Here is a 23,659-nt window from a genome sequence, read left to right as displayed (position 1 = left end):
AGTACCGGGCGCTAAATCTGCCAGTGGATTAATGGTGACGTTACTACCGCTAACGGTGACATTGGGGGAAGTGACATCAATGGTTTCAACCACCGTGCCGTCGGTTTTCTTGATGACAATATTGCCAGTGCCTTTTTGGACGGCTTCACTCAAGGTGACGACTAAATCAGCAGTAACTGCAACACTGGTGGCGTTATCTGCGGGGGTGAAAGTGGCAGTAGGCGCTGTGGTGTCGGCCGTGCGCGTCAAAGCAGTGGCCGCTGTATTGTTGTTGCCGGCGGCATCCGTAGCTATATTGGCGGGGATGTTAACTGTAACTGTGCCGCTCCCTGTGGGGGTGACGGTGAAGTTGTAGGTGGTGCCGGTGCCACTAAAGCCGCTGACGGTGCCGTTGGTGACGGTGATATCACTGTCGAGAAAGTTGGTTGTGCTTTCACTGAAGGTGGCGGTGACGGGAAACGCTGCGGTGACGGTGGCGGCGGCGGCCGAAGTCAGGGCTACTGTGGGAGGAATTGTATCTGTGACCCAAGTCGCTCCGCTTTGGAGAGTCCCAGAGTTATCCGTGCCACTGATATCACTCGCTGTAACGCCGGCTCCTTCATCAAATTTCCAATATCCCAGCAACCCCGCTGTGTTGGGGTCTATGTTTTGATTCATACTGCCCTGAATCTGGGCTTGAGTGCGGGCGGTATTCCAGACGCGCACTTCATCAATTTGTCCGTTAAAATTGCGTCCTGTGACCTGGGCGTTGGCACCGATTAAGACATCGAAAGCATTGGTGGGAATGCCACCAGCATAATTGAGTGTTCCCTCAAGAACGCCGTCGATGTACAGGCTCATGGTCGAGCCGTTATAGACAGCAGCCACATGGTGCCACTGCCCGTCATTGACGTTGGTGGTGCCGACGACCACTTGTGTGCCTGCATCAGTGCCAATGGCAAATTCTAGGCTGTTGCCGGTTCCAGTTTGTCCGCCCCGCGCAATTCGCCAGGAGCTATCACCTTTACCGATAATGCTTTCCCACGCTTTGCTGAAGCCGTTTGATTTAAACGACGCTTCTACGGTGATGGCACTGGTGAGGTTAAATGTGGATGAGTTGGCAATGCTGACGGAACCCGTGCCAGTTAAATTAATGGCAGTGTTTTTAGGCGTAAGGACGCTTTGATAAGTGGCGAGCGCTTCGTCTGAAAAAGCGAGGTCAGCTTCGATCGCCCCTGTTGTTTTTTCCAGTTCCCAGTCGCCCCCTAGTGCTGCATTACCGGTCTTGTTCGTGGATGCTGCCACATCTGCCCCTGTTATTTCACTGAGGCGCTTTACGAAGTTTGCTCCAACTTCTCCCGCTGCTACATCGCATCCATAAAGTAGAATATCCCCATTTGCTGTCAGCGCACTTCCCCACTGTTTTAGCCGATCGCTGAAAGTTTCTAGGTTATTGTCATTGAGTACGTCAGCACCGAGTTTTAAACTGCCTTCGCTGCCGTGAGAAACTATATGAACTGCTTCAATATCTTTTTGATCTGCCAAGGCGTTAGTAATTTGGTCGATCGCGCTGAAATTTTCATTTAAAATCACAATTTGAGCAGGATCGATGCCTTGGATCAGGCTTTGATAATCCTGTACAGAAGAGTCTACGAAAATAATTTGCTTGTTCATAGTTGATAAGTTCATAATTGCTGAAATCCTTTAGATGTATCGTTTACATCCAAGTCTGGCCGGGGTTGAAACCCCCGCCTCAAAGCTTAAGTCCTCTTGCATAGGACTGAATAATTTATTAGTCTTATTGCTCAAATCGATTGATCGGTACAATTGTTAGCCCGTTCGCCTTTTTCACGGGAAATAAACGTGGAAAACTGATTGTCTTCGCTCACGGCTGACAACATTCGATCGGCTGGCCCCCCCAACAGGGGAAGTCATAGCAGCGTGAAACCGGGGATTTTGTCGTAGTAGTGCAGCCAGTAAAGTAGAGCCCGATCGGGCTAGTCCTGATACGAAGTGGGCTTTCACTTGCCTCGTGGCGCAATGGGTTTCTATAACATTAGATGCAACCTAAATGTATCATACCACAGACATATCTTTTATAACATATTTTTATTTAACACTTCCCAACACAACACTTCTGGTTTACGATATCTTTACAATCTAGACATCGTGGGTTCACTTTCCCTGTCTCTATCATTGCTTCGCGCCCCTGCCTCTGTAAAGTCGGAAAAGTCGGATCTTAAAGTCGGAAAAGTCGGATCTTTGCCATGAGGACATAATAAGGTTTACGCTATCTTTACAATCTAGATATCGCCCTTGTTAATTACTTAGGTATTTTAACTGCATATCTAAGGGAATCTACGCGGATATACGCAGATGAAGAGATGTTATTTGATGAGTTCTTCGAGGGATGGAAAAAGCAATTTTTCTGCGCTCACTTTTTCGCAATCACAAGGCTGTTGACTGGCGGATATTGCTGATACTTTTCCCAGCAGCAATTGGATGCTTTCTATTAGCAGCGGTAGAGTTAATAAAATAATTGATGCAGAGACTAGCAAGCTAATCAAGCCGTCAGCCCAATTCCAGTGCAGCCACGCGACGGCGATCGCAGCTAAAATTACTCCAACCGACGAAAAAATGTCGGCGACTGCGTGCAGAAAGGCGCTTTTGAGATTTAAGTCGCCGTGACAGCAGGAATGCAAGCAACAAGCATTAATCGAGTTGATGCTTAAACCGACTATGGCGGTAATTAACATCGGCAGCCCTTCTACTTCGGGTGTTGGGGACTGCAAACGGGCGATCGACTCTGCGGCAATCCAAAGGGCGATCGCTACTAAACTGATACTATTAATTAAAGCAGCAATGATTTCTCCTCGTTCAGGGATTGACGATTGTGCGATCGTACAATCTACGGATTTACTTTGGCGTTTGACTGAGGAGTACCAAGTCGCTGTCAAAGTTATTGCTAAAGCTGCTACATCTGAAAAGACGTGACCCGCATCTGCTAATAGGGACAAACTATGAGAATTAAGTGCGGCGATTAACTCTGCTACAAAAAAGCTGCTAAGCAGTACCAATGCTGTTTGTAAAAGTCGCACTTTGCCAATTCTGGGATTTGTATTCTCGCATTGTGCGATATCCTTGGCGTTTTCCGAGTCAAAATTGTCCCTAACTAGAAATGTCATGCAGCAGTCCTTAAGGTTAAACTCGATTTAAAATTAAACATTAAATTAACTATCAATGACCGATTATATACCAAATCCCCACCAAGATCCGGAAAATTCGATCGCAAATTCCCCAAATTGTCAAATAAACGATCTCCCAATTAGCGACAATCACGCAAATACTTTGACAGGCGAATCTTTAGTTGATTTGCGGAAGTACGATCAATCAAAGTTCGATCGAGGAAAGCCTAGTTGGCTAATTTTGCTTTGGTGGTTCGTCCAGGCGATCGCATTTCCTCTCACTCCACACCCTTTTAACGGCATCAGAAGCGGCTTGCTGCGGTTATTTGGAGCGAAAATAGGTCGGGGTGCGATCATTCGCCCCACGGCTCGTTTTACCTATCCTTGGAAAATTGCAATCGGAGACTACAGTTGGATCGGAGATGATGTTGTATTGTACAGTCTCGATCGAATTGCGATCGGCAAACACTGCGTCATTTCTCAAAAAAGCTACCTCTGCACCGGCACTCATGACCCTCAAGACCCCGCCTTTGGCTTAATCACAGCAGCTGTGATCATTAATAACGGCGTTTGGATTGCCGCCGACTGCTTCATTGGCCCTGGTGTAGAAATCGGTGCTAACGCTTTAATCGGAGCTCGCAGCAGCGTCTTTAAAAATATGCCAGCTAGCTTTATTTGCACAGGAACACCTTGTCGTCCCCGCTGTCAGCGAGAAATTAACCAAAGTTCGTAAGCTGTTGCGGCCTTTAAATTGTATGTCAAAAAAAATCAAAGTCTTGTGGGGAGTAGGGGTTGGGCGTCTCGCCCGCCCTGAATATACAATTTAAATGCGCGACAGCTTAAGAGACATTCTACCAGGAAACTAAGCAGCTTTACAAGCTTGCTGCCGAATAGGAATTTCAATGACGAATTCTATTCCCTTTCCTAATCCAGGCTGGCAGTATAATCTGCCCCCATGCTTTTCAACGATAATTTGGTAACTGATAGATAACCCCAACCCAGTTCCTTTACCGATAGGTTTGGTGGTAAAAAAAGGGTCAAATAGTTTCGGTTGTAAAGTTTCGCAAACTCCCCGACCGTTGTCACTAATATGAATAGCAACCCAATTCTCGTCAATTACTTTTGTAGAAATTTGAATGCGGTTCTTGTGTTGTTTAATTTCTGCAAAGGAACGCTGCTGATTCGATTCCTCTAAAGCATCAATGGCATTGGAAATAATATTCATGAACACTTGATTTAATTGTCCGGCATGGCATTCTACTGGTGGAAGCTGACCGTACTTTTTTATTAGTTCAATCTCAGGATGCTCTGGTCTTGCTTTTAAACGATGATGCAGAATGGTGAGTGTACTATCAATCCCTTCATGAATATTTACAGCTTTCACCTCTGCCTCATCTAGGCGAGAAAAGATTCGCATAGACTTGACAATCTCCTGGATGCGCTGCGTTCCTAAGTTGATTGAGTTAAGAACTTTGATAAAATCTTCCTCCACGAATTCGAGTTCTATTTCATCCATTGCTGCTTGAATCCGAGGGGTGGGATTTACATAATCTTCTTGATAGAGATGTATAATTTTTAGTAAGTTATGAGCGTACTCTTGGGCATAACCCAAATTGCCAGAGATAAAATTTATAGGGTTGTTTATTTCATGAGCAATCCCAGCCGCCATTTGCCCTAATCCGGACATCTTTTCGCTTTGAATTAACTTAAGTTGCAGTTGTTTTAAATCTTCATAGGCTTGGCTAACTTCTAAAATTTTTTGCTCCAATAATGTATTTTTTTCTTCTAATTTCTCAGCTAGAACATGAAGCTTTAAATGCAGCTTGACGCGAGCTAATACTTCCTCCTGTTGGAAGGGTTTGGTAATATAATCTACAGCCCCAAGCTTAAACCCCTCAACTTTATTAGCCGTATCCGAGAGCGCAGTCATAAATATAATGGGAATCTGTTTAGTTTCTGGATTAGCCTGTAATCGACGACAGGTTTCAAATCCATCAATCTCTGGCATCATGACATCTAGCAAGATTAGATCTGGGAGAGCATATTTGACTCGCTCTAGTGCCATCTTTCCAGATTTCGCGACCCGAACTTCAAATCCTTCCTGACTTAAGGCATCAGATAAGACACCCAAGTTGGCTGAATTGTCATCAACTATAAGGATTGTACCATTTGCTTGAATTTCTGAATTCATAAACCTTACTTGTAGGACTGAATAAACGTTAAAATCTCTTCGTCTTGAAAGTCCTTTGCCATCTGATGCAATCTTTTAGCAAAGGGAATGTATTTGGGATCTATTTCTTCAAGTAATACCGCCTGCTTAACTATTTCTAGGAAATTTCCTTTCATAGCCAGCTCGTATAGCATTTCCATTTCTTTAGCTGGCGGGGCAATTAGCTCATCGCTGTCTGAGGATCTCGCCAGTGGCTCTTCATTAGCTTCATAAACCCATTCCAAATCCAGATACTGTTGTATTTTTTGCAGGAGCTCTGTTGCCTGAATCGGTTTGGGAATAAAGGTGTTGCCTCCGGCTTCTAAACTTCTGTATTGATCGGTTTCAAATACGCTGGCAGAAGACACAATAATGATGATGTCTTTGAAATTTTCCGATTCTCGAACCCGCTTAATTACCTCGAAGCCATCTAGTTCGGGCATTAATAAATCGGTAACAATTAAATCTGGCTGCACCTCTAGAATTTTTTCCCAGCCTTCCAGCCCATCGTTCGCTTCAAACACCTCAAAGCCGATCGGACTGAGTAAATTGCTAATTACCGAACGGTTAGCCCATTTGTCATCAATAACCACAATCTTAGGTTGACGGTCTTTGATGCCGATAATCTGCCCGCGATGGTCGATTTGAGATGTTTTCACCCATTCATCGGCTTGAGGCAGATTGACATCAAACCAAAAAATACTGCCCACATTAATCTCACTTTGAACCTGAATGGTACTGCCCATTAGTTCTACAATTCTTTGGCTAATTGCCAATCCCAGCCCGGTGCCCTCCGTCTGCCGTCTGCGATCTCCAACCTGCTCGAAGGGCTGAAAGATAGCTTCGAGTTGCTCTTGGGCAATGCCGGTACCTGTATCGCGTACTTCAAAGCGAATTTTTCCTTCTGTTGCAAAACTGACTATAAAAGTAACACTGCCCTCATCCGTAAATTTAATAGCGTTGCTCAAAAGATTAAATAACACTTGTCGCAAGCGTTTTTCATCCGCACGAATACCGATCGGCAGTTCGGGGCTTGAAGGAAAATGAAAGTGAATTCCCTTAATTTCAGCTCGGATGCGACACATTTCTGCTACACCTTGTAGGAACGCCGGGAAATGAAAATCTGTGGGCATTAGTTCCACTTTCTGTGCTTCAATCTTCGACAAATCGAGAATATCATTGATTAAGGTTAGTAAATGCGAACCACACTGATAAATAACATCAATGCGCGATCGCTCTTCTTCATTCAAGACTTTGGAACGCTGAAGAATCTGCGCGTATCCCATGATGCCATTAAGCGGAGTCCGCAATTCATGGCTCATGTTAGCAAGGAATTCACTTTTAGCCCGACTAGCTGCTTCTGCGGCTTCCCTGGCTTTTGCCTGTACGATTTCTGTTTGTTTGCGATCCTGGATATCGATGCAAGTGCCAACCCACTCCCGGATGCTGCCATCTTCATTTAGAATTGGCACCCCTCTAGCTTGGAAATAACGATAGTTTCCATCCGTTCCGCGCATTCGATATTCCATCTCAAACAGGCTTCTCGTTTGCACTGCTTCCATCCACACCTGAACTGTTCGTTCGCGATCGTCCGGGTGGATTGTATCTAACCAGCCAAAACCAACCCCCTCAGCTTCCGTTTGTCCGGTGTAAGCTCTCATACTCGGTGAATCCTGGCATCTTCCTTCAGGATCGGTTGTCCAGACAATTTGGGAGATGGCAAGGGTTAGCGATCGATAGCGTTCTTCGCTTTGTTTTATAGCATCTTCCGCTTGTTTGCGATCGTGGATATCGGTACAAGTGCCAATCCACTCCCGGAGGCTGCCATCTTCATTCAGAATTGGCACCGCCCTACCTTGAAAATAACGATAGTTTCCATCCGCTCCGCGGATTTGATATTCTATGTCATACATGGTTTTCGTTTGCACTGCTTCCATCCAGACCTGATTCGTTCGTTCCCGATCGTCCGGGTGCATGGCATTTAACCAGCCAAAACCAACCACCTCCTCTACGGTTTGTCCGGTGTAAGCTCTCAGAGTCGGCATATCCGGGCATCGCCCCTCAGAATCGCCTGTCCAGACAATTTGGGACGTAGCAAGGATTAGCGATCGATAGCGTTCTTCGCTTTGTTTTAAAGCATCTTCGGCTTGTTTGCGATCGCTAATATCTCGTGATATGGCGATAATGCCGAGGATATTGCCCTTAGCATCCCGCCAAGGAGTCTTGGTAGTGAAAAAGGTCGCGGTGGTCTCACCCTGAGAGACCTCTTCCTCGTAAGTCTCAGCGATTCCTGTTGTCATCACTTGGCGATCTTTTGCCATAATTGCACGGACACTCTCACTCTGATGCGGTAGGAATTCCAAATCATCTTTGCCGATGATTTCCTCAATTGGCTGGCCCATGAAGTTTGCCACATTGGAGTTAACGGCAACATAACGCCCTTCCCGATCTTTAACGACAATGAAGTCTGGTGTACTTTCCAAAATTGACTTTAGCAGTGCATTACGATCGCGCAACTCTGCTTCCATTTGTTTGCGATCGTTAATGTTTCGTGCTATGGCGATCAGGCCGATAATATTGCCCTGAGCGTCCCGCCAAGGGGCTTTTGTGGTTAAAAAAGAAGTGATGCACTTACCATTAGAAACATCTTCTTCGTAGGTTTCAGTAATGCCTGCTTCCATGAGCTCGCGGTCTTTTGCCATTATTGCAACGGCGGCCTCCGGGGGAAGGAGTTCCGAATCATCTTTACCGATAATTTCCTCAATGGATCTACCGTAAAAGGATTTTGCCACCTCGGAATTAAGGGCAACATATCGGCCTTCCCGGTCTTTAACCACAATTATGTCTGGCGTACTTTCCAAAATAGAGCTCAGCAAGGCGTTGCGATCGCGCAGCACAGCTTGCTGTTCGCGGAGAGCTTCTTCAGCTTGGAAGCGATCGGTAATATCTGTATTAGCTCCAATCCATTCCCGAATTGAACCATCCGCGTTCAGAATTGGTACACCACGACAACTCATGTACCGATATACCCCGTCATGACGGCGCATACGAAATTCAACTTCATAGAGCGATCGATTAGCAATAGCAGTTGACCAGGCAGTAACCATAGACGAGCGATCGTCTGGATGGATAGCCTTGATCCCACCCCCTCCTTTGTAATCATCAAATGTCTGTCCTGTAAATGCACTCCAAGTAGGTTGCTCGATCGCCATTTCGCCGTCGGCATTGCAGTTCCAAATAATCTGAGCGCTGGCTTCCATCAAAGAACGAAATCTTTCTTCACTTTGTTTCAGGACATCTTCTGCGGTTTTGCGATCGCGAATATCCCGCGTAATAGTGGCAATTCCTACCGGTTCATTAGTCTCTGGATGTTTAATCAGAAATAGGGTGTAATCTACCAGGATGGGTTGACCTGTCTGGAAATGTCTGAAGCGGAAATCACTCCGCCAACTTCCCTCTTTCATCATTGCAGGCATAATAGACTGCTGTACAAAGTCCAAATCTTCTGCCATGAAAAAGTCGTTCATGTGTTTGGTTCTGGCTTCCTCCAAACTACTGAGTCCCACCAAATCCAGACCAGCCTGATTCACGAGTATAGGGCGACCATCCATTGAGGCCACGCCAATAAAGTCACGGCTGTTCTCGATCGTGGTAACAAGCAATTGCCGTTCTTCCTCTGCTTTTTTGCGATCGCGAATATCCCGCACAATAGTGGAAATAAATTCCACTTCACCCGCTTCGGTTTTGTGGACGATCAAAACCTGGGAGACTGGAATTTCTTCCCCATAGCGTGACAAAAATAGGATTTCACCAGCCCACCTACCATCTCGCAAGGCGGTGGGAATTATATCGTTGTGGAATTTTGCTTTTGCCGAGGGAGCTAATACAGAATCTATAGTAAACGGCGATCGTGCTTCCTCTGGGGACATCCCCAGCATTTCCTGTCCGGCTTTGTTGAGATAGACGCTATGCCCAGTCGTATCAGAAACTCCTACTAAGTCGGAAGTTGCTTCCAAAATGGCCGTCAGTCTTGCCTGCTTTTGTTCTGCCCGCTTGCGATCGGTAATTTCAATCACAAGGGCACCAACACCAAAAACCAGGTCATTTTCATCCCGCAAAGGATAGTAAGATGCTTGCCAGTAGCGCAGGATGCCCGGTTCTCTCGGAGTTTCACCCACTACTTCATAGTCGAGAATTGGCTTGCCCGTATCCAGAATTTCTTGCAAAATTGGTCCCAGAGTCGCAGCCAATTCTGGCAGCACTTCACACAGCGACCTACCAATATGATCTGCCACACAAATGCCATTGAGCTCTGCCATAGCTTCGTTAATTTGGACGTACCGGAGTTGGCGGTCTAAAATCATCAGTCCGGCATTCGCAGCAGCAAAAAAAGCCTCGAAGTGAGCCTGTCGCAATACCTGTGCTGTTGTGCTCTCTTGCTGTGGCGGTTGGTTTTTATGTGGTGGGAATTTGGTCATGTTGGCTCGTGCATTTCAGCTTTTATTCTAGAACTTCTGTCCCATTGCGCGATCGCAAGGTTTTCCTTGCCTCCTATTTTGGTACTGAAGAAAACGTTCAGTAGGGCGACCATTCGGTTTTCAATCGGCGATATATGTATCCCTTGCGACACTATTTCCCTTAATTATTCGGATGTATCCCCAAGCATTTCTATTTCTCATCAATTCTATTGCTAATCAATCCTATCGGTAGAACATTGCTGACAACTTAACCTAGGGAAGCATTTGTCTATCAGCAATTATGCTCAGCATTTACTTAGATTTTGCGTGGCAAACTTAGATGTGGGCGATCGAGGAATAATGGCGATCGCCATATTTATGCCCACCCACCCCCAAATCGCCAATTTTCTACTCCTAAACAAGCAGTCTTTTAAGTAATATTACGGATTGACAAATGCGATTAAGTTATATTTCGTCCCCCATATCGGTAGAATGCCAAGTATTCTGGGAACGTTATCAATTTTAGCTAGATCGGTTAAATTTTCACTTAGAAATACACAATACGGACGCAACTGGCAGAGTAATAGCAATATCTCTCCCACCAGTTAAACTCATTGTAATACTTGGATATTTGACTTGTCCACTTAAATAGTCATTGAATAATCCCCGCTTAAGTTGATAACGGGAATTCCAAAAAAAATAGGAAAGAGTATGATAAACTCGAATCGAGTTAATGTTGACTAAAGTTACTAGAGCGATCGCTTTAATAATAGATGAGTCGGCTCTCGGATCGCGAAAAAATGGCACACTAACCGCAGGTCTGTGAAGACAAGGTATCCTAAAAATTGGCCAGAGGGATAACTGCGTATTATGAGCAACCCCATATCTATGTAAAAAATTCATTTTTTTTACCCTAAAAACAGGTTAAAATTTATGATAACGAGTTCAGTATTTGATTTTTAAATTGGGTACTGAGGACTTTCTTTTTTACTACCTTCCTTAAAAGATGACTACACAAAAAACCTTATTCCCGGAATTTAAATTAAATACAATACCAGAAGAAGTATTGACACAGATATCGCAAATATTTACAGCTACCCTATTTAAAATAGGTGACAATCCAGTATCCTTGCAGTCACTGGTAGAACTAATATTCTTGTTTATGGCTATCCTCGTCATAGCACGCTCTTTTACAAACTTCCTGAAGGAACGCTTGCTAGTTAGACTGGGAATTGACGAGGGAAACCGGGAAGCCATCGCAGTAATTATTGGGTATTTAATAGTAGCATTAGGAGTAATAGTCGCCATCCAAAGCATCGGCTTCAACCTCGCTTCTTTTGCAGTAGTTGCGGGTGGATTGGGAGTCGGAATTGGCTTCGGAATCCAGGATTTAACAACTAATTTTGTCAGTGGCTTAACGCTGCTTTTAGACAGACCTGTGAAAGTCGGAGACTTTGTGGAATTAGAAGGATTAATGGGAATCGTCAAAAAAATCTCGATTCGATCGACCATCATCCAAACCACTGAGGACTCTAGCGTCATAGTTCCCAACAGCAAAATGATTAGCAACAAAATTGTTAACTGGAGTTATGAAAACTCCCTACTCTGTCTGCGAGTTCCCGTAGAAGTAGCCGAGAATAGTAACCCGCTGTTAGTGACAGAAACTCTGTTAAATATTGCTTACGCGGAAGCAGGAGTTTTGTACGAACCGACTCCGAAAGTATTGTTTGTCGAGTTTGGTGATGATAGTTTTAAATTTGAACTTTTAGTTTGGACGGACAAGCCGACTGAAAGAGAATTAATTAAAAGTTCTTTGAATTTTGCAATTGAATACAATTTCCGCCAGCAGGAAATCGAATTTCCGTTCAATGACCGAGAAATTTATTTGCAAAACCCCGAAGTTCTGTTGTCAATGTTCAACAAAAAAGAAACTGCAATTGACCTCCCGAACAGTTACTCAGAAAATGAGCAAAAACCGCCTATTTTTGCAGAAAAAATGAAAAAGCCATCGTCGCTTAGCTGTTTGCTGCGAGAGGTGGAATACTTTGAAAACCTGACTGATCTTGAATTGCGGCAATTGATTGAAGTTGGATACCGCAAACGGCTGCGATCGCAAGAATTTTTATTTCACGAAAACGACCCCGGAGATGCTTTTTACATGATTCTTTCAGGTTCAGTCGAAGTTTTTGTAGAAGCTATTGACAAACATCTGAATAACCTCGGTACAGGTAAGTTTTTCGGGGAACTTTCTTTGATGTTGGGAATTCCCAGAACTGCTTCGGTAAGAGCTTTGGAAGAAACAATTTTATTTGCCATCAATAAAGAAGGGTTCCAGAAAGTTTTAACTGAACGACCGGATTTATCTGAACAGATTATTAAAGAAATAGTCAAACACAAAGAAGAACTCCGCGAGAGACAGCAATTATTGCGAGAAATGGAATTGGTAGATGCAGCAGAAGAGGATGAAAATCCTGTAGAATGGGTGAGAAAACGGCTAAAAAATCTATTTAGCGTTTGAAATAATTTCTATGACGCGATTTATTCACGATCTCTTTGCCAAAGAATACCTGGAGGAATTGCTCTCACCGCTCGGAACGGTTAATATCGGCCGCGATGTGACTTCGGAAGTGCGAGAAATCGATGTTTACTTCACTCCCAGCACCGCCGCAATTCCCGAATACTCAGAAACCTTGGGATTGTTGGGAAAAATGGCAAGCACAACTGCAATTTTTGAACCGTTTCGCAATCCGGCAAACGTCAGCGAAATTTGTAGCTGTCTGGGCAAGTTATTGGACGTGCGAGGTGAATTGGAGCGAAAATTTAGGAGAGAAAATACTCGCTATGATGACGCTCAGTTACCCAAACTGTGGATTTTGATGCCCACAGCATCGAAAGCATTGGTAGATAGCTTTAATGCGATACCAGACACAGAGAATTGGATGCAGGGAATTTATTTTTTGGGGGAATCTTTGCGAACTGCAATTGTGGCAATTCACCAGTTGCCAGAAACTCCAGAAACCCTGTGGTTGAGGATTTTGGGCAAAGGGGGAGTGCAGCAAAGGGCTATTTCCCAATTAAGCGCTTTAGCAGCAGACGATCCGTTGCGGATTATCGCGCTAGAATTGCTGTATCGGTTACAATCAAATTTAGTAACCGATGCGCCACAACAATTAGAGCCAGAAGAGCGGGAGTTAATTATGGCCATTGCACCACTTTTTCAACAACAAATACAAGCCGCACAGCAACAAGCTAGAGAAGAAGGACTAGAACAGGGACTAGAAGAAGGACTAGAACGAGGACTAGAACGAGGGCTAGAACAAGGACTAGAACAAGGGCTAGAACGAGGCCGACAAGAACAACAGCGCTTAATCTTAGAAAACTTTCTGCGAGTTAGATTTGGAGAATTAAGCCCGAAAATGACTGCTTTTCTATCTCCAATATCCACGTTGGCGGCGGCGGAATTTACAGTGCTGTTGCTGGCAATATCGATGCTGACAGTGGATGAATCAGGGCGGGAAGCAGCGGTTAAATTGTTAGCTGAAAGTGCGTTGCAAATACGATCGCCTGAATTGGGCGATCTTCTGCCTACAGGCGTTACTAATTTATTGGCATTGCCTGTGGCAGAATTGACATTGTTTGTAGAACAACTGCCACAGTTATCGGCTGAGGAATTGAGGGAAAGGTTAGGAAAAACACCTGAATAGAACCTGCGATCGCAGCCATAAAGGGATCTCGCTCTTTATGGCATTTAAATGATTCTCAAATAAAATTCCTAGATTTTGTCGATCGCACTTTAGGAATTAGACTGCGGGCCTAAAATCAAGTGCAGCAGACCGTCGATCAGTCGATCGCGCTCCATTGGGATAATATCTTTACCGTGCATCATATGCTGCATTAACTGAAAATATACCAAAGCTCCGATAAAAATCCGCGCCGTTGCCTCCGGATCAGGCAATTTTAACTCTGGATGCGATGCCAAATAATCCGCTAGCCGCTCGATACCCGGTTTAGCTAAGTTTTTCACAAAAGTCTGCGCTAGCTGGGGAAAACGCCCTGATTCCGCAATCACTAACCTCACAAAATTGAGATATTCTGGTTCCTGGGTCGCCTGATCCAATATAGTTGTGGCAGCGAATCGCAGCGCTACGGCGGGTTCTTCATCCAGAATTGTAAAATGGACTTTTTCTCGCGCCAGCCGCTGTACCAAAGCCGCGAATAATCCTTCTTTATCTTGAAAATAGCTGTAAACCGTGGCTTTGGAAACTCCCCCCGTCTTCGCTACCTTGTCCATACTCGTCCCCGCGTAGCCGTGGGCTAAAAATTCTTGCATTGCACCTTGCAGGATTTGCTCGGTTTTGTCACCTCCTGCTGCGTCTGGTTCGATCGGTTTTGTCCTTGCCATACCTTGCTTCTGTAATTTTTATTTGGGCTCTTGACATTATTATACTGAACGGTTTAGTATAGAGAAACATCGGAACTAAACCGTTTAGTTTTATTTTCTCACAAAGAGGTATGTCATGGTACACCAACCAACAGCGGACGGCTTATCCTCAAATCCATCCCTAGTTAAACAACTCCTAGTTGTGGCCGCAGTAGCAACCCTGGGGGCAGCGGGAACCACAGGCTACACGATCTGGCGATCGCGCATACCCGATCCCAACGCAGTAGCCGCAGCAGCAGCCGTCACAGCATCGCAATTAACGACAGTTACAGCCTTGGGGCGACTGGAACCCAGAGGAGAAGTAATTAAAGTCTCAGCCTCCGGTGCCGCGGAAGGAAACCGGATCGATCGACTCCTGGTAAAAGAAGGAGACATGGTGAAAACAGGTCAGGTGATCGCAATTTTGGACAGTCGCGATCGCCTGCAAGCCGCCCTCGACCAAGCTCAAGAACAGGTGCGCGTCGCCGAGGCAAACCTAGCAAAAGTCAAAGCAGGAGCCAAAAATGGCGAAATTCAAGCCCAAAAAGCGACTATTAGCCGTTTATCCGCCGATCGCAGCAACGAGATCGCAGCGCAACAGGCGATCGTCAGCCGCCTAGAAGTCGATCGCAGCACCGAAATCGCAGCGCAACAAGCCACAATTGCCCGCATCAGGGCCGAACAGCAAGGGGAAATTCAAACCCAAAAAGCCGCAATTGCCCGCCTACAAGCCGAACTCCGCAACGCCCAAAGCGAGGATCAGCGCTACTCCCAACTGTATAAACAGGGAGCAATTTCCGCCTCAACTAGCGACAGCAAAAGCCTCGCCGCCGAAACAACTCAACAGCAACTCAACGAAGGAAAGGCAAAACTAAATCAAATTCAGGAATCCCGCCAACAGCAAATTAACGAAGCCCAAGCCAAATTAAATCAAATTCAACAATCCCGCCAACAACAAATTAACGAAGCGCAAGCCAAACTCAGCCAAATTCAGGAATCTCGACAACAGCAGATTAATGAAGCAGCGGCAAATCTCGATCGCATCGCCGAAGTGCGTCCCGTTGACATAGCAGCCGCAGCAGCCGAAATCAGTTCCGCCGCTTCAGCCGCCAAACAAGCCAAAGCCAATCTGGATCTAGCTTACATCCGTGCTCCCAGAGACGCCCAAGTCCTGAAAATTCACACGCATCCAGGGGAAAGGGTAGGAAACGACGGCATTGTCGAACTCGGACAAACTCGCGAGATGCTAGCTGTTGCTGAAATCTACGAAAGCGATGTGGACAAAGTACGCCTCGGACAAACCGCCAAAATTACTAGCGATGCTTTGACAGGCGAATTGCGGGGAACTGTCGAACATATTGGTTTGCAAGTGCAGCGACAAAACATTGTTAACACCGATCCTTCGGCGAATATTGATAGTCGAATTGTCGAAGTAAAAGTGCGCTTAGATGAAGCTTCCAGCCAGAAAGTAGCGGGATTCACCAATTTGCAAGTCAAAGTGGCGATCGGCGAAATTAAAGATTAAGAAGACTTAAACCGCCTGGTCACTTTCTTCAATCCAAAATCACCAATCTAAAATCTAAAATCCTATGCTTGGACTCATCCAACCCTTACAACAATTAAGACGCAGAACTTCCCTCGGATGGCTGCAACTGAGTCACGACAAAGGGCGAATGCTCGTTGCAGTAGCAGGAATTGCCTTTGCTGACGTTTTGATGTTCATGCAGTTAGGCTTTCAAAATGCGCTTTACACCAGCAATACGCGGCTGCATCAAAGCTTGCAAACAGACTTAGTTTTGATTCACCCCCAAGCGCGAAATTTGATTAATTTGTCTTCCTTCCCCCGGCGCAGATTGTATCAAGCAATGAACGTACCGGGCGTGAAATCAGCCGAACCGCTTTACGTGAAAATTGGTAACTGGAAAAATCCCGAAACTCGGCGCGAAACGTCGCTGATGGTGGTGGGTTTCAATCCGAATCGCCCTGCGTTTGCGCTTCCAGAAGTCAACCAAAATTTGAGCGCGATTAAATTGCCAGATACTGTGTTGTTCGATCGCGCTTCTAGGGGAGACTACCAAGGGACGATCGCGCAAATCGCTGAAGGCAAAGTCGTTAAAGCTGAGGTAGAGCGACGCACGATTAACGTCAGCGGTTTATTCACAGTTGGAGCATCTTTTGCCGCCGACGGTATTTTGATGACTAGCGATCAAAATTACCTGCGCCTGTTTGCGAGACAAAAGGCCGCGAGTGTTAATGCCGGATTAATTCAACTGCAACCGGGTGCTGACCCCGTGGAAGTTCAACAAGTTTTGAAAGCATATTTACCGCCGGATGTCAAGGTATTAACCAAACAAGAATTTATCGATTTTGAGAAAAACTATTGGGCTAAGAATACTGCGATCGGCTTTGTGTTTAATTTAGGCGTCGCGATGGGTTTTGTCGTTGGGGTGATTATTGTTTATCAAGTTCTCTCAACCGATGTCAGCGACCACATGGGAGAATACGCTACTTTCAAAGCGATGGGCTACCGCAATGTTTATTTACTCGGCATCGTTTTTGAAGAAGCTCTAATTCTTTCCCTCCTTGGTTTTTTGCCGGGAGTAGGAGTCTCTTTCGGACTTTACTCTTTAACCCGCCAAGCTACAAATTTACCGCTTTATATGACGCTGCTGAGAGCATTTATAGTATTACTTTTGAACGTGATTATGTGCACTATTTCTGGAGCAATTGCTACTCGCAAGCTGCAAGCAGCCGATCCAGCAGATATGTTTTAAGGGAAAATGAATAAGATAATACTAATTCTCAAAAGTCATGCAACAGTAGCTGTAGGGTGCGTCGCCACCCTTAAATCCTAAAAAAGAGCGACAATCTCAAAGCGACGCACCTTACCTGATAGTAGAAGATTCGGCGGTTGAAACCGCTCCTTGTCAAACGAAGTCCACTCCAAGCGGACTAAAGAATCAAGGGGGTATTAAAGCCAGATTTTGTATAAAGTCCTGACTACACACATATTTTTTGTAATCCTTCTCTTGTTTTTCCTCTGCCTTTTCGGCGAAGAAAGCTGTTTATTCTTAAACCTCAAACCTCAAACCAATAAGTTATGAATTCTACTACTCTCTCTCCAAAAACCAACCCATTACAGATTCCTGCACCTATAATTTACGCGCACCAACTCGACCACTACTTCGGTCAAGGTCAACTGCGAAAACAGGTACTTTTTGACATTAATCTCGACATTAATGCAGGTGAAATTGTGCTGATGACGGGGCCTTCCGGTTCGGGAAAAACTACGCTTTTAACTTTGATTGGCGGGCTGAGATCCGGTCAATCGGGAAGTCTCAAAATTATCGGTCAAGAAATGTGCAAAGCGAGTGCAGACCAATTGGTAAAGGCGCGACGCAAAATTGGCTATATTTTTCAGGCGCACAACTTGCACCGCAGTTTGACGGCGCTGCAAAACGTGCAGATGGGTTTGGAAGTTCACGGGAATTTGTCGCGTTCTCAAATGCGCGATCGCTCTGCAAAAATGCTAGAGTTAGTAGGACTGGAACAGCGGCTTAACTATTATCCCGATGACTTGTCGGGAGGACAGAAACAAAGAGTTGCGATCGCCCGCGCTTTGGTCAGTCAACCGCAAATTGTTTTAGCTGACGAACCAACAGCCGCCCTGGACAGCAAATCCGGTCGCGAAGTGGTGAATTTGATGCAGCAACTAGCCAAAGAACAGGGTTGTACTATTTTGTTAGTAACCCACGATAACCGAATTTTGGATATTGCCGATCGCATCGTTCACATGGAAGATGGAAAATTAGCCTAATTTTTAAATTTCCGAAGAATAGACATCACCCATAACTACCCCATTTTCAATTTTGGATGTCAAAATTTAATCCAAAATTGCCAAACTCGAATCTAAACTCGTCGTTGAACTTTTGACTAATTGCTAACCACCAATCCTTGCCGGTAAATCCCCAAATTTTGCAGGTACATTGCTTCGAGTTTGGGCATCGACGATTCTACAGAACCGCCATAACGGCGAAAAGAAGGCCAGATGTAAGCGAGTTTTCTGACTGCTGACTCCAATCTCCCCGCTTCTATATCTTCTAATGCACCTTTTTCTCGGATTAACTCTATAGCCATCAAATCTTGATTTCCTGGGCTGAAATCGCGGACGCCAAATTTTTTGGCAAATCTGTCCCAAGTGGTGCTGAGAAACTGATATCGCCCCGCTGCGTCGGAACAGAGTTTTTTGCCGTAGCGACGGCCGCATTTCATTTCCCTGGGATGATCTTGAAAGCTGACAAATTTCGTGCCGGTGTACTGGATGCGGTAGCCGTCGGGGCTAGCGGTTCCTTCGGCGGCGGCTATGGTGTCGAGAAAGGCTTTGACTCGAAGTTCGGGCGCGATGCTATCGAGTCTGCTATCCTGTATGGGCTCTGGTGAATTCAGGGTTGGAGTTTCGGGCGATCGATCGCGCTCTATGTTATCCTCTCCTTTGTCTGGTGAGTCGAGGGCCGCAACTTCCTGCAGGCGTTTCGGGGCGGGTGAGCTTTCTGCCGAGACCGATTGCCCCCACAGTCTCGGCGTCATTCGACCTAAGAAAAAGCACAAACAGATTAATAAAGTGCACGAAAGTTTAAAACGGAGGCGTTTGGACAGTTGCCTGCGCTGCCGCACCGGCCACCCGTGCAGAGGGAGGGCTGCGGGCAAGATTCCCGTTTGCTGGCCGAAGGCGAACAGCGATTTCAGCGCTAGCAAGGTTTGCTTGTAGAAACCGGGTGCAAGTTTCCGAGCTCTCATTGCTGCTGCGAAAGTCTCGACATCAGTCAGAGTCACTTCTGCCAGCGGTTTTTCTACAAACAGCCGAAAATGGTTGGCCGCCTGCCAGCTAAAGCGCTTGCTGCGGGGGGATTTGCGCTCCACCCAGAGGCGAATTAGCTCGATGTCTGAAATGGGTTGCAGATGGCTTCCCAGATGTTCTGGCGCGTACAAGAGTACCTCCTGATATCACTTCTAGTTGAAGGTTGCCAGTTAGAAAGGATGAGTGAAACAGGGATCAAGGGAAACTGGCTTCAACCATACTAAGTGATACTACTAAGCGCTCACCGGGTCAAGCTCAAGGGCCGATTGTTCGAGCAGTTGAGTGTAAAGTTGACTGAGTTGGGAGGCGATACCGTCCCAACTGAAATAGGTTTCGACGCGCTTGCGGGCTGTGTGTCCGAGTTGCTGGCGCCATACTGAGTCAGCTAACAAGCGATCGATCGCATGGGCAAAGACTGCTTCATTTTTCGGCGACGCGAGCAAACCTGTTTCTTGTGGCAATACAGTATATTTGAGCCCTCCCACGTCGGAGGCAACTACGGGTGTGCCACTGGCCATCGCTTCAATGGCGACTAAACCGAAGGGTTCGTAGTGGCTGGGAACGACGCAGACATCGGCGGCGGCGTAGTAAGCGGGGAGAATGTTGCTGCTCAAGGCGCCAGGAAAACTGGTAATCTCGCTCAGCCCGAGTTCTTCAACGATGCTGCCGATACGATCGCGCTCTTTGCCGTCGCTTTCCCCCGCACGCCATCCGCCGCCAATTATGAGTTTTAAATCGGCTTTGGGCACCGCCGACAGACTGACTGCGCGGACTAAGGTTTCGATGCCCTTGCGGGGGTCGAAACGGCCGACGTACAACACGACTTTGGTTTCGGGGGCTATGCCCAAGTAGCGACGGGCGGTCGATCGGGCGATCGAGCCGAACCTTTCAAGGTCGGTACCGCAGGGAATGATGTCAATATTGCCTTTTGAGGAAACCAGAGACCTCATGTGTTCTTTTTCTTGAGGGCTGGTAGCCACCACGCGATCGGCTGTTTCCAAAACTGTTTTTTCTACTTGCAGCCTGGTTTTGGCAATCATCGGAATTGTCGAAACCGACTTGTATTTAACAGCAGCCAAAGAATGGTAAGTGTGAACTTGCTGCAGAGGTTGCGATTTTTTCAACTCCATTCCCACCCAAGAAGACAGCCAGTAATTTGTGTGAACTAAGGGATATTGACAGCCTGACTCTAACTGAAACTTCTGAAATTCTTGAACAAAGATTGGTAAATATCCGTAGAGTTCGTCGCGGGGAATAAATTCTTGCGGCCCTGCTACTAGCCGAATTGTCCGGCAATTCGGACTGTGCTGTACAATTCTTGCTTGTTGGCGATCGGATGAGCGGGTGAACATATCAACTTGCCAGCCCTGTTTAGCCAGAGCTTCTCCTACTTGACGCACGTAAACATTTTCCCCGCCCGCTTCTTCTTTGCCAATTTCCACATAGGGATCACTGTGTACGGAGATAAGAGCGATGCTTTTTTTAGTTAATGAAATCATAATTGTTTACCAAAATTTAAAAATAATTCCGAAGAAAATTTAAAATGCAATTTTTGCTGATGCGCCGGGACGGGAATCTTCTAGCTAATTTGTATTAAAGTGAAAATGGGGGATCGATCAATCATCCTTCAGGGATAAGTTCCAGGAAAAAATTCACAGACGACTTCCTTCTGCTGACAGAGACGTGCAGCAGCTCAAACTTTAGATAATCAAAATATAAATGAACGAGGATGAAGGGAATTTTCCGTATTCTGGCCGCTGTCAAACTCGCACCTCCTAGCCATCTATAACTCGAGCCTGCTTTCAGCTTGCTGCTAGAGATGCGAGGTCAGCAGAAGGTAGAATATTACCCCTCTGAATAAATAAGTAGGGCTTTCTAGAAAGCAGAAGTCGGTCGTCCCGAAGACAGAATGTTACAGGGTCAGAGAAAAAAAAGCAAAATTATTGCATTCAAAATTTTTCTTTCTTTCCGCCTTCCGCCTTCTGCCTTTTTCCCTCTTCCTTCTGCCTTCTGCTTCTTGCTTCTTATCTCAAACTAGGGATTCTGGTTTAACCTCAAATTTCCCGTTTGTGTAATGTTAAGAGTTCTTCCGAGGTTTGCGTGCGGAGGATTCCCCGTTTTCACTGTTTAGGATATTGTTTCGCGAACCGGGCATTCTGGAACCGTATCGGTTAGTCCAAACTTGGGTAAACTCGGCACCTAAGAAGAGAATTTGAGCGGAATAATTAATCCAAAGCAGGATAATCACGAACGAGCCCGCAGCACCGTAGGTAGAGGCGATACCGCTACCTCCGAGGTAAACTCCAATTATGGATTTGCCGATCGTAAACAGGACTGAGGTGATGGCGGCGCCGATCCAAACATCATTCCAGGCAAGATGGACATCGGGCAAAAGTTTGTAAATTAAGGCAAAAAGCAGCGTAACTACGCCAAAGGAGAGAGCAAAGTCCACAATCTGCCAAATGCCGACTGGTAATTGCAGCAAGCCGTTCAACCAATAGCTGACGGCGGCTAAAATGGCACTAATTACTAAAGATACTAGCAGTAGAAAGCCTATGCCTAAAATCATGGCAAAAGACAATACGCGGTCTTGCAGAAATCCCCAGATTCCTCTTCCGGGGGGCGGTGAAACATTCCAAATAGTATTGAGGGCTTCTTTGAGATTAGTAAACACGTTGGAAGCGCCCCACAAAAGTGTAGCGATGCCGACTATAGTAGCAATCATTCCCGACTTTGGTTCGGAGGCTTTGAGGATGAGCTCTTGGACGGTTTGGGCGCCATCTTTGCCGATTAAACTTTGGAGTTGGGCGACGATTTGACCTTCGGCTGCCTCTGCACCAAAGACTACACCGACGATCGCAATTACGATAATTAGCAGCGGGGCGAGGGAGAAGACTGTGTAATAGGCTAGGGCCGCGGCTAAGGTGGGCGCTTTATCTTCTTGCCATTCAGTAAAAGTTTGTTTGAGCAGCGATATGACTGTTTTTAATTTCACGGCTTTTGGTTTCCTTATACTTAGCGTTCACCAAGGGATTTTAATAGGTTAGGGTTTTTTTAGCGTCGGCCACAAGATAGATTTATCGATTAGCAAACTCGGAAAATTACTTTTATGTTAGATTCCAACAGAACTGTTAACAGCACCCATGTAAAATCGTCCAAAAAAACAATTTCTTGGGCTAAATTGAGCGCCTTAGTAGCGCTGGTTAATTTCTTGCTGGTGCTTTTCCATTTCAGTTACCTTCAGTTGCGCCCTGTTTATCAGAGCTTTTTTCCGGGTTTAGTTAAAATTTATGACCCGATTAAAGGCATTGATTCGAGTTTAGCAAATCCCGAATATTTGAAAAGCGCTGACAAGTTTTGGCGAATTGATACGTTTTTTATCGGTTTTTTTGGGGCGGAATTTTTGATTAAAAGTCTGTTCCACACCCGCCGTAAACCGGGGGTAACTTGGTTTGATTTTGTGCTCAGGCGCTGGTACGAGGTGTTTCTGGTGATCCCGATTTGGCAGGGGTGGCGGATTCTGCCGGTATTGGTGCGGCTGCACAAGTCGGGTTTGGTGAATCTCGATCGCGTAGTTGCTCAAGTTACCTACGAACCGGTGGCTTATTTAGCCAATACGATGTCGGAATACATGATGGTGCGGTTTATCAATCAAGCTAAAAGTTCGATCAAACAGGGCGACGCCGCGCAGATGTTGCTGGCGCAGCAGCCGTACCTTCACGTCAATCAGGAAAATACGATCGAACAAATTACTAAGCGGATTTTGGATCTGACAATTTACAAAGTTTTGCCGCAGGTGCAACCGGATTTGGAAGAATTGCTGCACCACAATTTGGAAACAACAATCAAACAGTCGGATTTCTATCAAATCCTGCAAACTTTCTCTCCGATTAATATTTTGCCCACGGAGATGACGGAACAGCTAGCAAATTATTTGGCTCAAACTGCTGTGGATGTGGTATCTACTACTTATGAAGACGATAAAGGTCGAAAAATTCTAGATAATTTTAGCCAAGAATTTAATCAAAGTTTGCGGCGGGAATTGCAAGATGAGAAAACTCTTGGGGAATTGCAGTCGCTGCTGTCGGATTTGTTAGAAGAAGTGAAGTTGAATTACATTCAAGGCGGGTTGAAGTCCGATCCGGTGCAGACTTTTACGGAAATTAACTCGCTCCGGGAAATAAGGGAGAGTTGATACAGCAATGAGTTGGGGTTTGGTGAATTAGAGTCTTTTTTTTAACTCACATCTTGCACCATTGTCAAGAACAGGCTTTCCGGCCTGTTCCACAAGAAAATTCATCTCTTGTGGAACAGGCCGGAAAGCCTGTTCCTAAACAAGTAATTGAGAATAGTGCAATATCTGAGTTAAAACGAACCGCGAAGACGCCAAGGGCGCGAAGGAAGAGAGGAGAAAGAGTTTACAAGTTCTACGGGTAAGGTGTGCAATGCACACCTAGGAATAGGGGTAGTGGGGATATCCGAAATTTCAGGGGATAAACCTATCTGAATCCCAAGCTAAAATAAAAGCATGAACATAAAACATCTATCATA

16 protein-coding genes are annotated in these 23,659 nt (G+C 45.7%); 8 read left to right on the top strand and 8 right to left on the bottom strand.

The genetic code is table 11. The features are described 5' to 3' along the window. Positions 1-1,668: DUF4347 domain-containing protein (locus QUB24_RS09060; protein WP_333152616.1), on the bottom strand; the 1,668-nt coding region annotated here is incomplete at its 3' end. Positions 1,669-2,366: 698 nt separating this feature from the next. Then, positions 2,367-3,164 carry a cation diffusion facilitator family transporter gene (locus QUB24_RS09055; RefSeq protein ID WP_333152614.1) on the bottom strand — a complete coding sequence of 266 codons (798 nt, stop codon included), beginning with the start codon at positions 3,162-3,164 and terminating at the stop codon, positions 2,367-2,369. A gap of 55 nt (positions 3,165-3,219) precedes the next feature. On the opposite strand from QUB24_RS09055, the gene hpsU reads away from it, so the two are divergent. Continuing rightward, the gene (hpsU, locus tag QUB24_RS09050) at positions 3,220-3,897 is read left to right on the top strand and encodes a hormogonium polysaccharide biosynthesis acetyltransferase HpsU (protein ID WP_333152612.1); all 678 of its coding nucleotides are present in this window, start codon (positions 3,220-3,222) and stop codon (positions 3,895-3,897) included. A 129-nt stretch (positions 3,898-4,026) separates the two neighbouring features. Here hpsU and QUB24_RS09045 read toward each other — a convergent pair whose 3' ends face one another. Together QUB24_RS09045 and QUB24_RS09040 are read right to left on the bottom strand one after the other, a co-directional pair. After that, complete coding sequence (locus QUB24_RS09045; protein ID WP_333152610.1) at positions 4,027-5,355, bottom strand: response regulator; 1,329 nt, start codon at positions 5,353-5,355, stop codon at positions 4,027-4,029. Positions 5,356-5,360: 5 nt separating this feature from the next. Next, positions 5,361-9,851, bottom strand: a complete 4,491-nt coding sequence (locus QUB24_RS09040) for a PAS domain S-box protein (protein ID WP_333152608.1) — start codon at positions 9,849-9,851, stop codon at positions 5,361-5,363. Between the two features lie 264 nt (positions 9,852-10,115). Between QUB24_RS09040 and QUB24_RS09035 the strand changes: the two genes are divergently transcribed. From QUB24_RS09035 to QUB24_RS09025, 3 genes are all read left to right on the top strand, one after another. Then, positions 10,116-10,268: a hypothetical protein gene (locus tag QUB24_RS09035; RefSeq protein ID WP_333152606.1), complete on the top strand. Its 153-nt coding sequence runs from the start codon at positions 10,116-10,118 to the stop codon at positions 10,266-10,268. A gap of 568 nt (positions 10,269-10,836) precedes the next feature. After that, positions 10,837-12,348: a mechanosensitive ion channel domain-containing protein gene (locus tag QUB24_RS09030; RefSeq protein ID WP_333152604.1), complete on the top strand. Its 1,512-nt coding sequence runs from the start codon at positions 10,837-10,839 to the stop codon at positions 12,346-12,348. 10 nt (positions 12,349-12,358) lie between these two features. Then, complete coding sequence (locus QUB24_RS09025) at positions 12,359-13,534, top strand: flagellar assembly protein H (RefSeq protein WP_333152602.1); 1,176 nt, start codon at positions 12,359-12,361, stop codon at positions 13,532-13,534. Positions 13,535-13,623: 89 nt separating this feature from the next. Here the strand turns inward: QUB24_RS09025 and QUB24_RS09020 are convergent, their stop codons facing one another. Further along, positions 13,624-14,232, bottom strand: coding sequence for a TetR/AcrR family transcriptional regulator (locus QUB24_RS09020; RefSeq protein ID WP_333152599.1), 609 nt, complete (start codon positions 14,230-14,232; stop codon positions 13,624-13,626). A gap of 115 nt (positions 14,233-14,347) precedes the next feature. Between QUB24_RS09020 and QUB24_RS09015 the strand changes: the two genes are divergently transcribed. The 3 genes from QUB24_RS09015 to QUB24_RS09005 all read left to right on the top strand — a co-directional run bounded on the left by QUB24_RS09015 (position 14,348) and on the right by QUB24_RS09005 (position 18,067). Continuing rightward, entirely contained in the window at positions 14,348-15,775 is a 1,428-nt protein-coding gene (locus tag QUB24_RS09015; protein ID WP_333152597.1) for an HlyD family efflux transporter periplasmic adaptor subunit, read from the top strand. Positions 15,776-15,839: 64 nt separating this feature from the next. Then, positions 15,840-17,024 carry an ABC transporter permease DevC gene (gene devC / locus QUB24_RS09010; RefSeq protein WP_333152595.1) on the top strand — a complete coding sequence of 395 codons (1,185 nt, stop codon included), beginning with the start codon at positions 15,840-15,842 and terminating at the stop codon, positions 17,022-17,024. A gap of 326 nt (positions 17,025-17,350) precedes the next feature. Continuing rightward, positions 17,351-18,067: a DevA family ABC transporter ATP-binding protein gene (locus QUB24_RS09005; RefSeq protein WP_333152593.1), complete on the top strand. Its 717-nt coding sequence runs from the start codon at positions 17,351-17,353 to the stop codon at positions 18,065-18,067. A gap of 116 nt (positions 18,068-18,183) precedes the next feature. On the opposite strand, the gene QUB24_RS09000 is transcribed toward QUB24_RS09005, so the two are convergent. The 3 genes from QUB24_RS09000 to QUB24_RS08990 all read right to left on the bottom strand — a co-directional run bounded on the left by QUB24_RS09000 (position 18,184) and on the right by QUB24_RS08990 (position 22,103). Then, on the bottom strand, positions 18,184-19,239 hold the full coding sequence (locus tag QUB24_RS09000; protein WP_333152591.1) for a glycoside hydrolase family 104 protein: 1,056 nt from the start codon (positions 19,237-19,239) through the stop codon (positions 18,184-18,186). A gap of 102 nt (positions 19,240-19,341) precedes the next feature. After that, on the bottom strand, positions 19,342-20,607 hold the full coding sequence (locus QUB24_RS08995; protein WP_333152589.1) for a glycosyltransferase family 1 protein: 1,266 nt from the start codon (positions 20,605-20,607) through the stop codon (positions 19,342-19,344). 578 nt (positions 20,608-21,185) lie between these two features. After that, positions 21,186-22,103, bottom strand: a complete 918-nt coding sequence (locus QUB24_RS08990; RefSeq protein ID WP_333152587.1) for a YihY/virulence factor BrkB family protein — start codon at positions 22,101-22,103, stop codon at positions 21,186-21,188. A gap of 114 nt (positions 22,104-22,217) precedes the next feature. On the opposite strand from QUB24_RS08990, the gene QUB24_RS08985 reads away from it, so the two are divergent. Continuing rightward, on the top strand, positions 22,218-23,303 hold the full coding sequence (locus QUB24_RS08985) for a hypothetical protein (RefSeq protein WP_333152585.1): 1,086 nt from the start codon (positions 22,218-22,220) through the stop codon (positions 23,301-23,303). The last annotated feature ends 356 nt before the right edge of the window (positions 23,304-23,659 follow it).

The sequence above is a fragment of the Microcoleus sp. B9-D4 genome, from assembly GCF_036705105.1.
GTDB lineage: Bacteria > Cyanobacteriota > Cyanobacteriia > Cyanobacteriales > Microcoleaceae > Microcoleus.
The sequence above is the reverse complement of the archived record's forward strand: the minus strand, read 5'-3'. Positions and strand labels throughout refer to the sequence as shown.

Coding starts and splice junctions, on each gene's coding strand:
- QUB24_RS09055 (WP_333152614.1), bottom strand. CDS start 3,164: ATGACATTTCTAGTTAGGGACAATTTTGACTCGGAAAACGCCAAGGAT.
- hpsU (WP_333152612.1), top strand. CDS start 3,220: ATGACCGATTATATACCAAATCCCCACCAAGATCCGGAAAATTCGATC.
- QUB24_RS09045 (WP_333152610.1), bottom strand. CDS start 5,355: ATGAATTCAGAAATTCAAGCAAATGGTACAATCCTTATAGTTGATGAC.
- QUB24_RS09040 (WP_333152608.1), bottom strand. CDS start 9,851: ATGACCAAATTCCCACCACATAAAAACCAACCGCCACAGCAAGAGAGC.
- QUB24_RS09030 (WP_333152604.1), top strand. CDS start 10,837: ATGACTACACAAAAAACCTTATTCCCGGAATTTAAATTAAATACAATA.
- QUB24_RS09025 (WP_333152602.1), top strand. CDS start 12,359: ATGACGCGATTTATTCACGATCTCTTTGCCAAAGAATACCTGGAGGAA.
- QUB24_RS09020 (WP_333152599.1), bottom strand. CDS start 14,232: ATGGCAAGGACAAAACCGATCGAACCAGACGCAGCAGGAGGTGACAAA.
- QUB24_RS09015 (WP_333152597.1), top strand. CDS start 14,348: ATGGTACACCAACCAACAGCGGACGGCTTATCCTCAAATCCATCCCTA.
- devC (WP_333152595.1), top strand. CDS start 15,840: ATGCTTGGACTCATCCAACCCTTACAACAATTAAGACGCAGAACTTCC.
- QUB24_RS09005 (WP_333152593.1), top strand. CDS start 17,351: ATGAATTCTACTACTCTCTCTCCAAAAACCAACCCATTACAGATTCCT.
- QUB24_RS08995 (WP_333152589.1), bottom strand. CDS start 20,607: ATGATTTCATTAACTAAAAAAAGCATCGCTCTTATCTCCGTACACAGT.
- QUB24_RS08985 (WP_333152585.1), top strand. CDS start 22,218: ATGTTAGATTCCAACAGAACTGTTAACAGCACCCATGTAAAATCGTCC.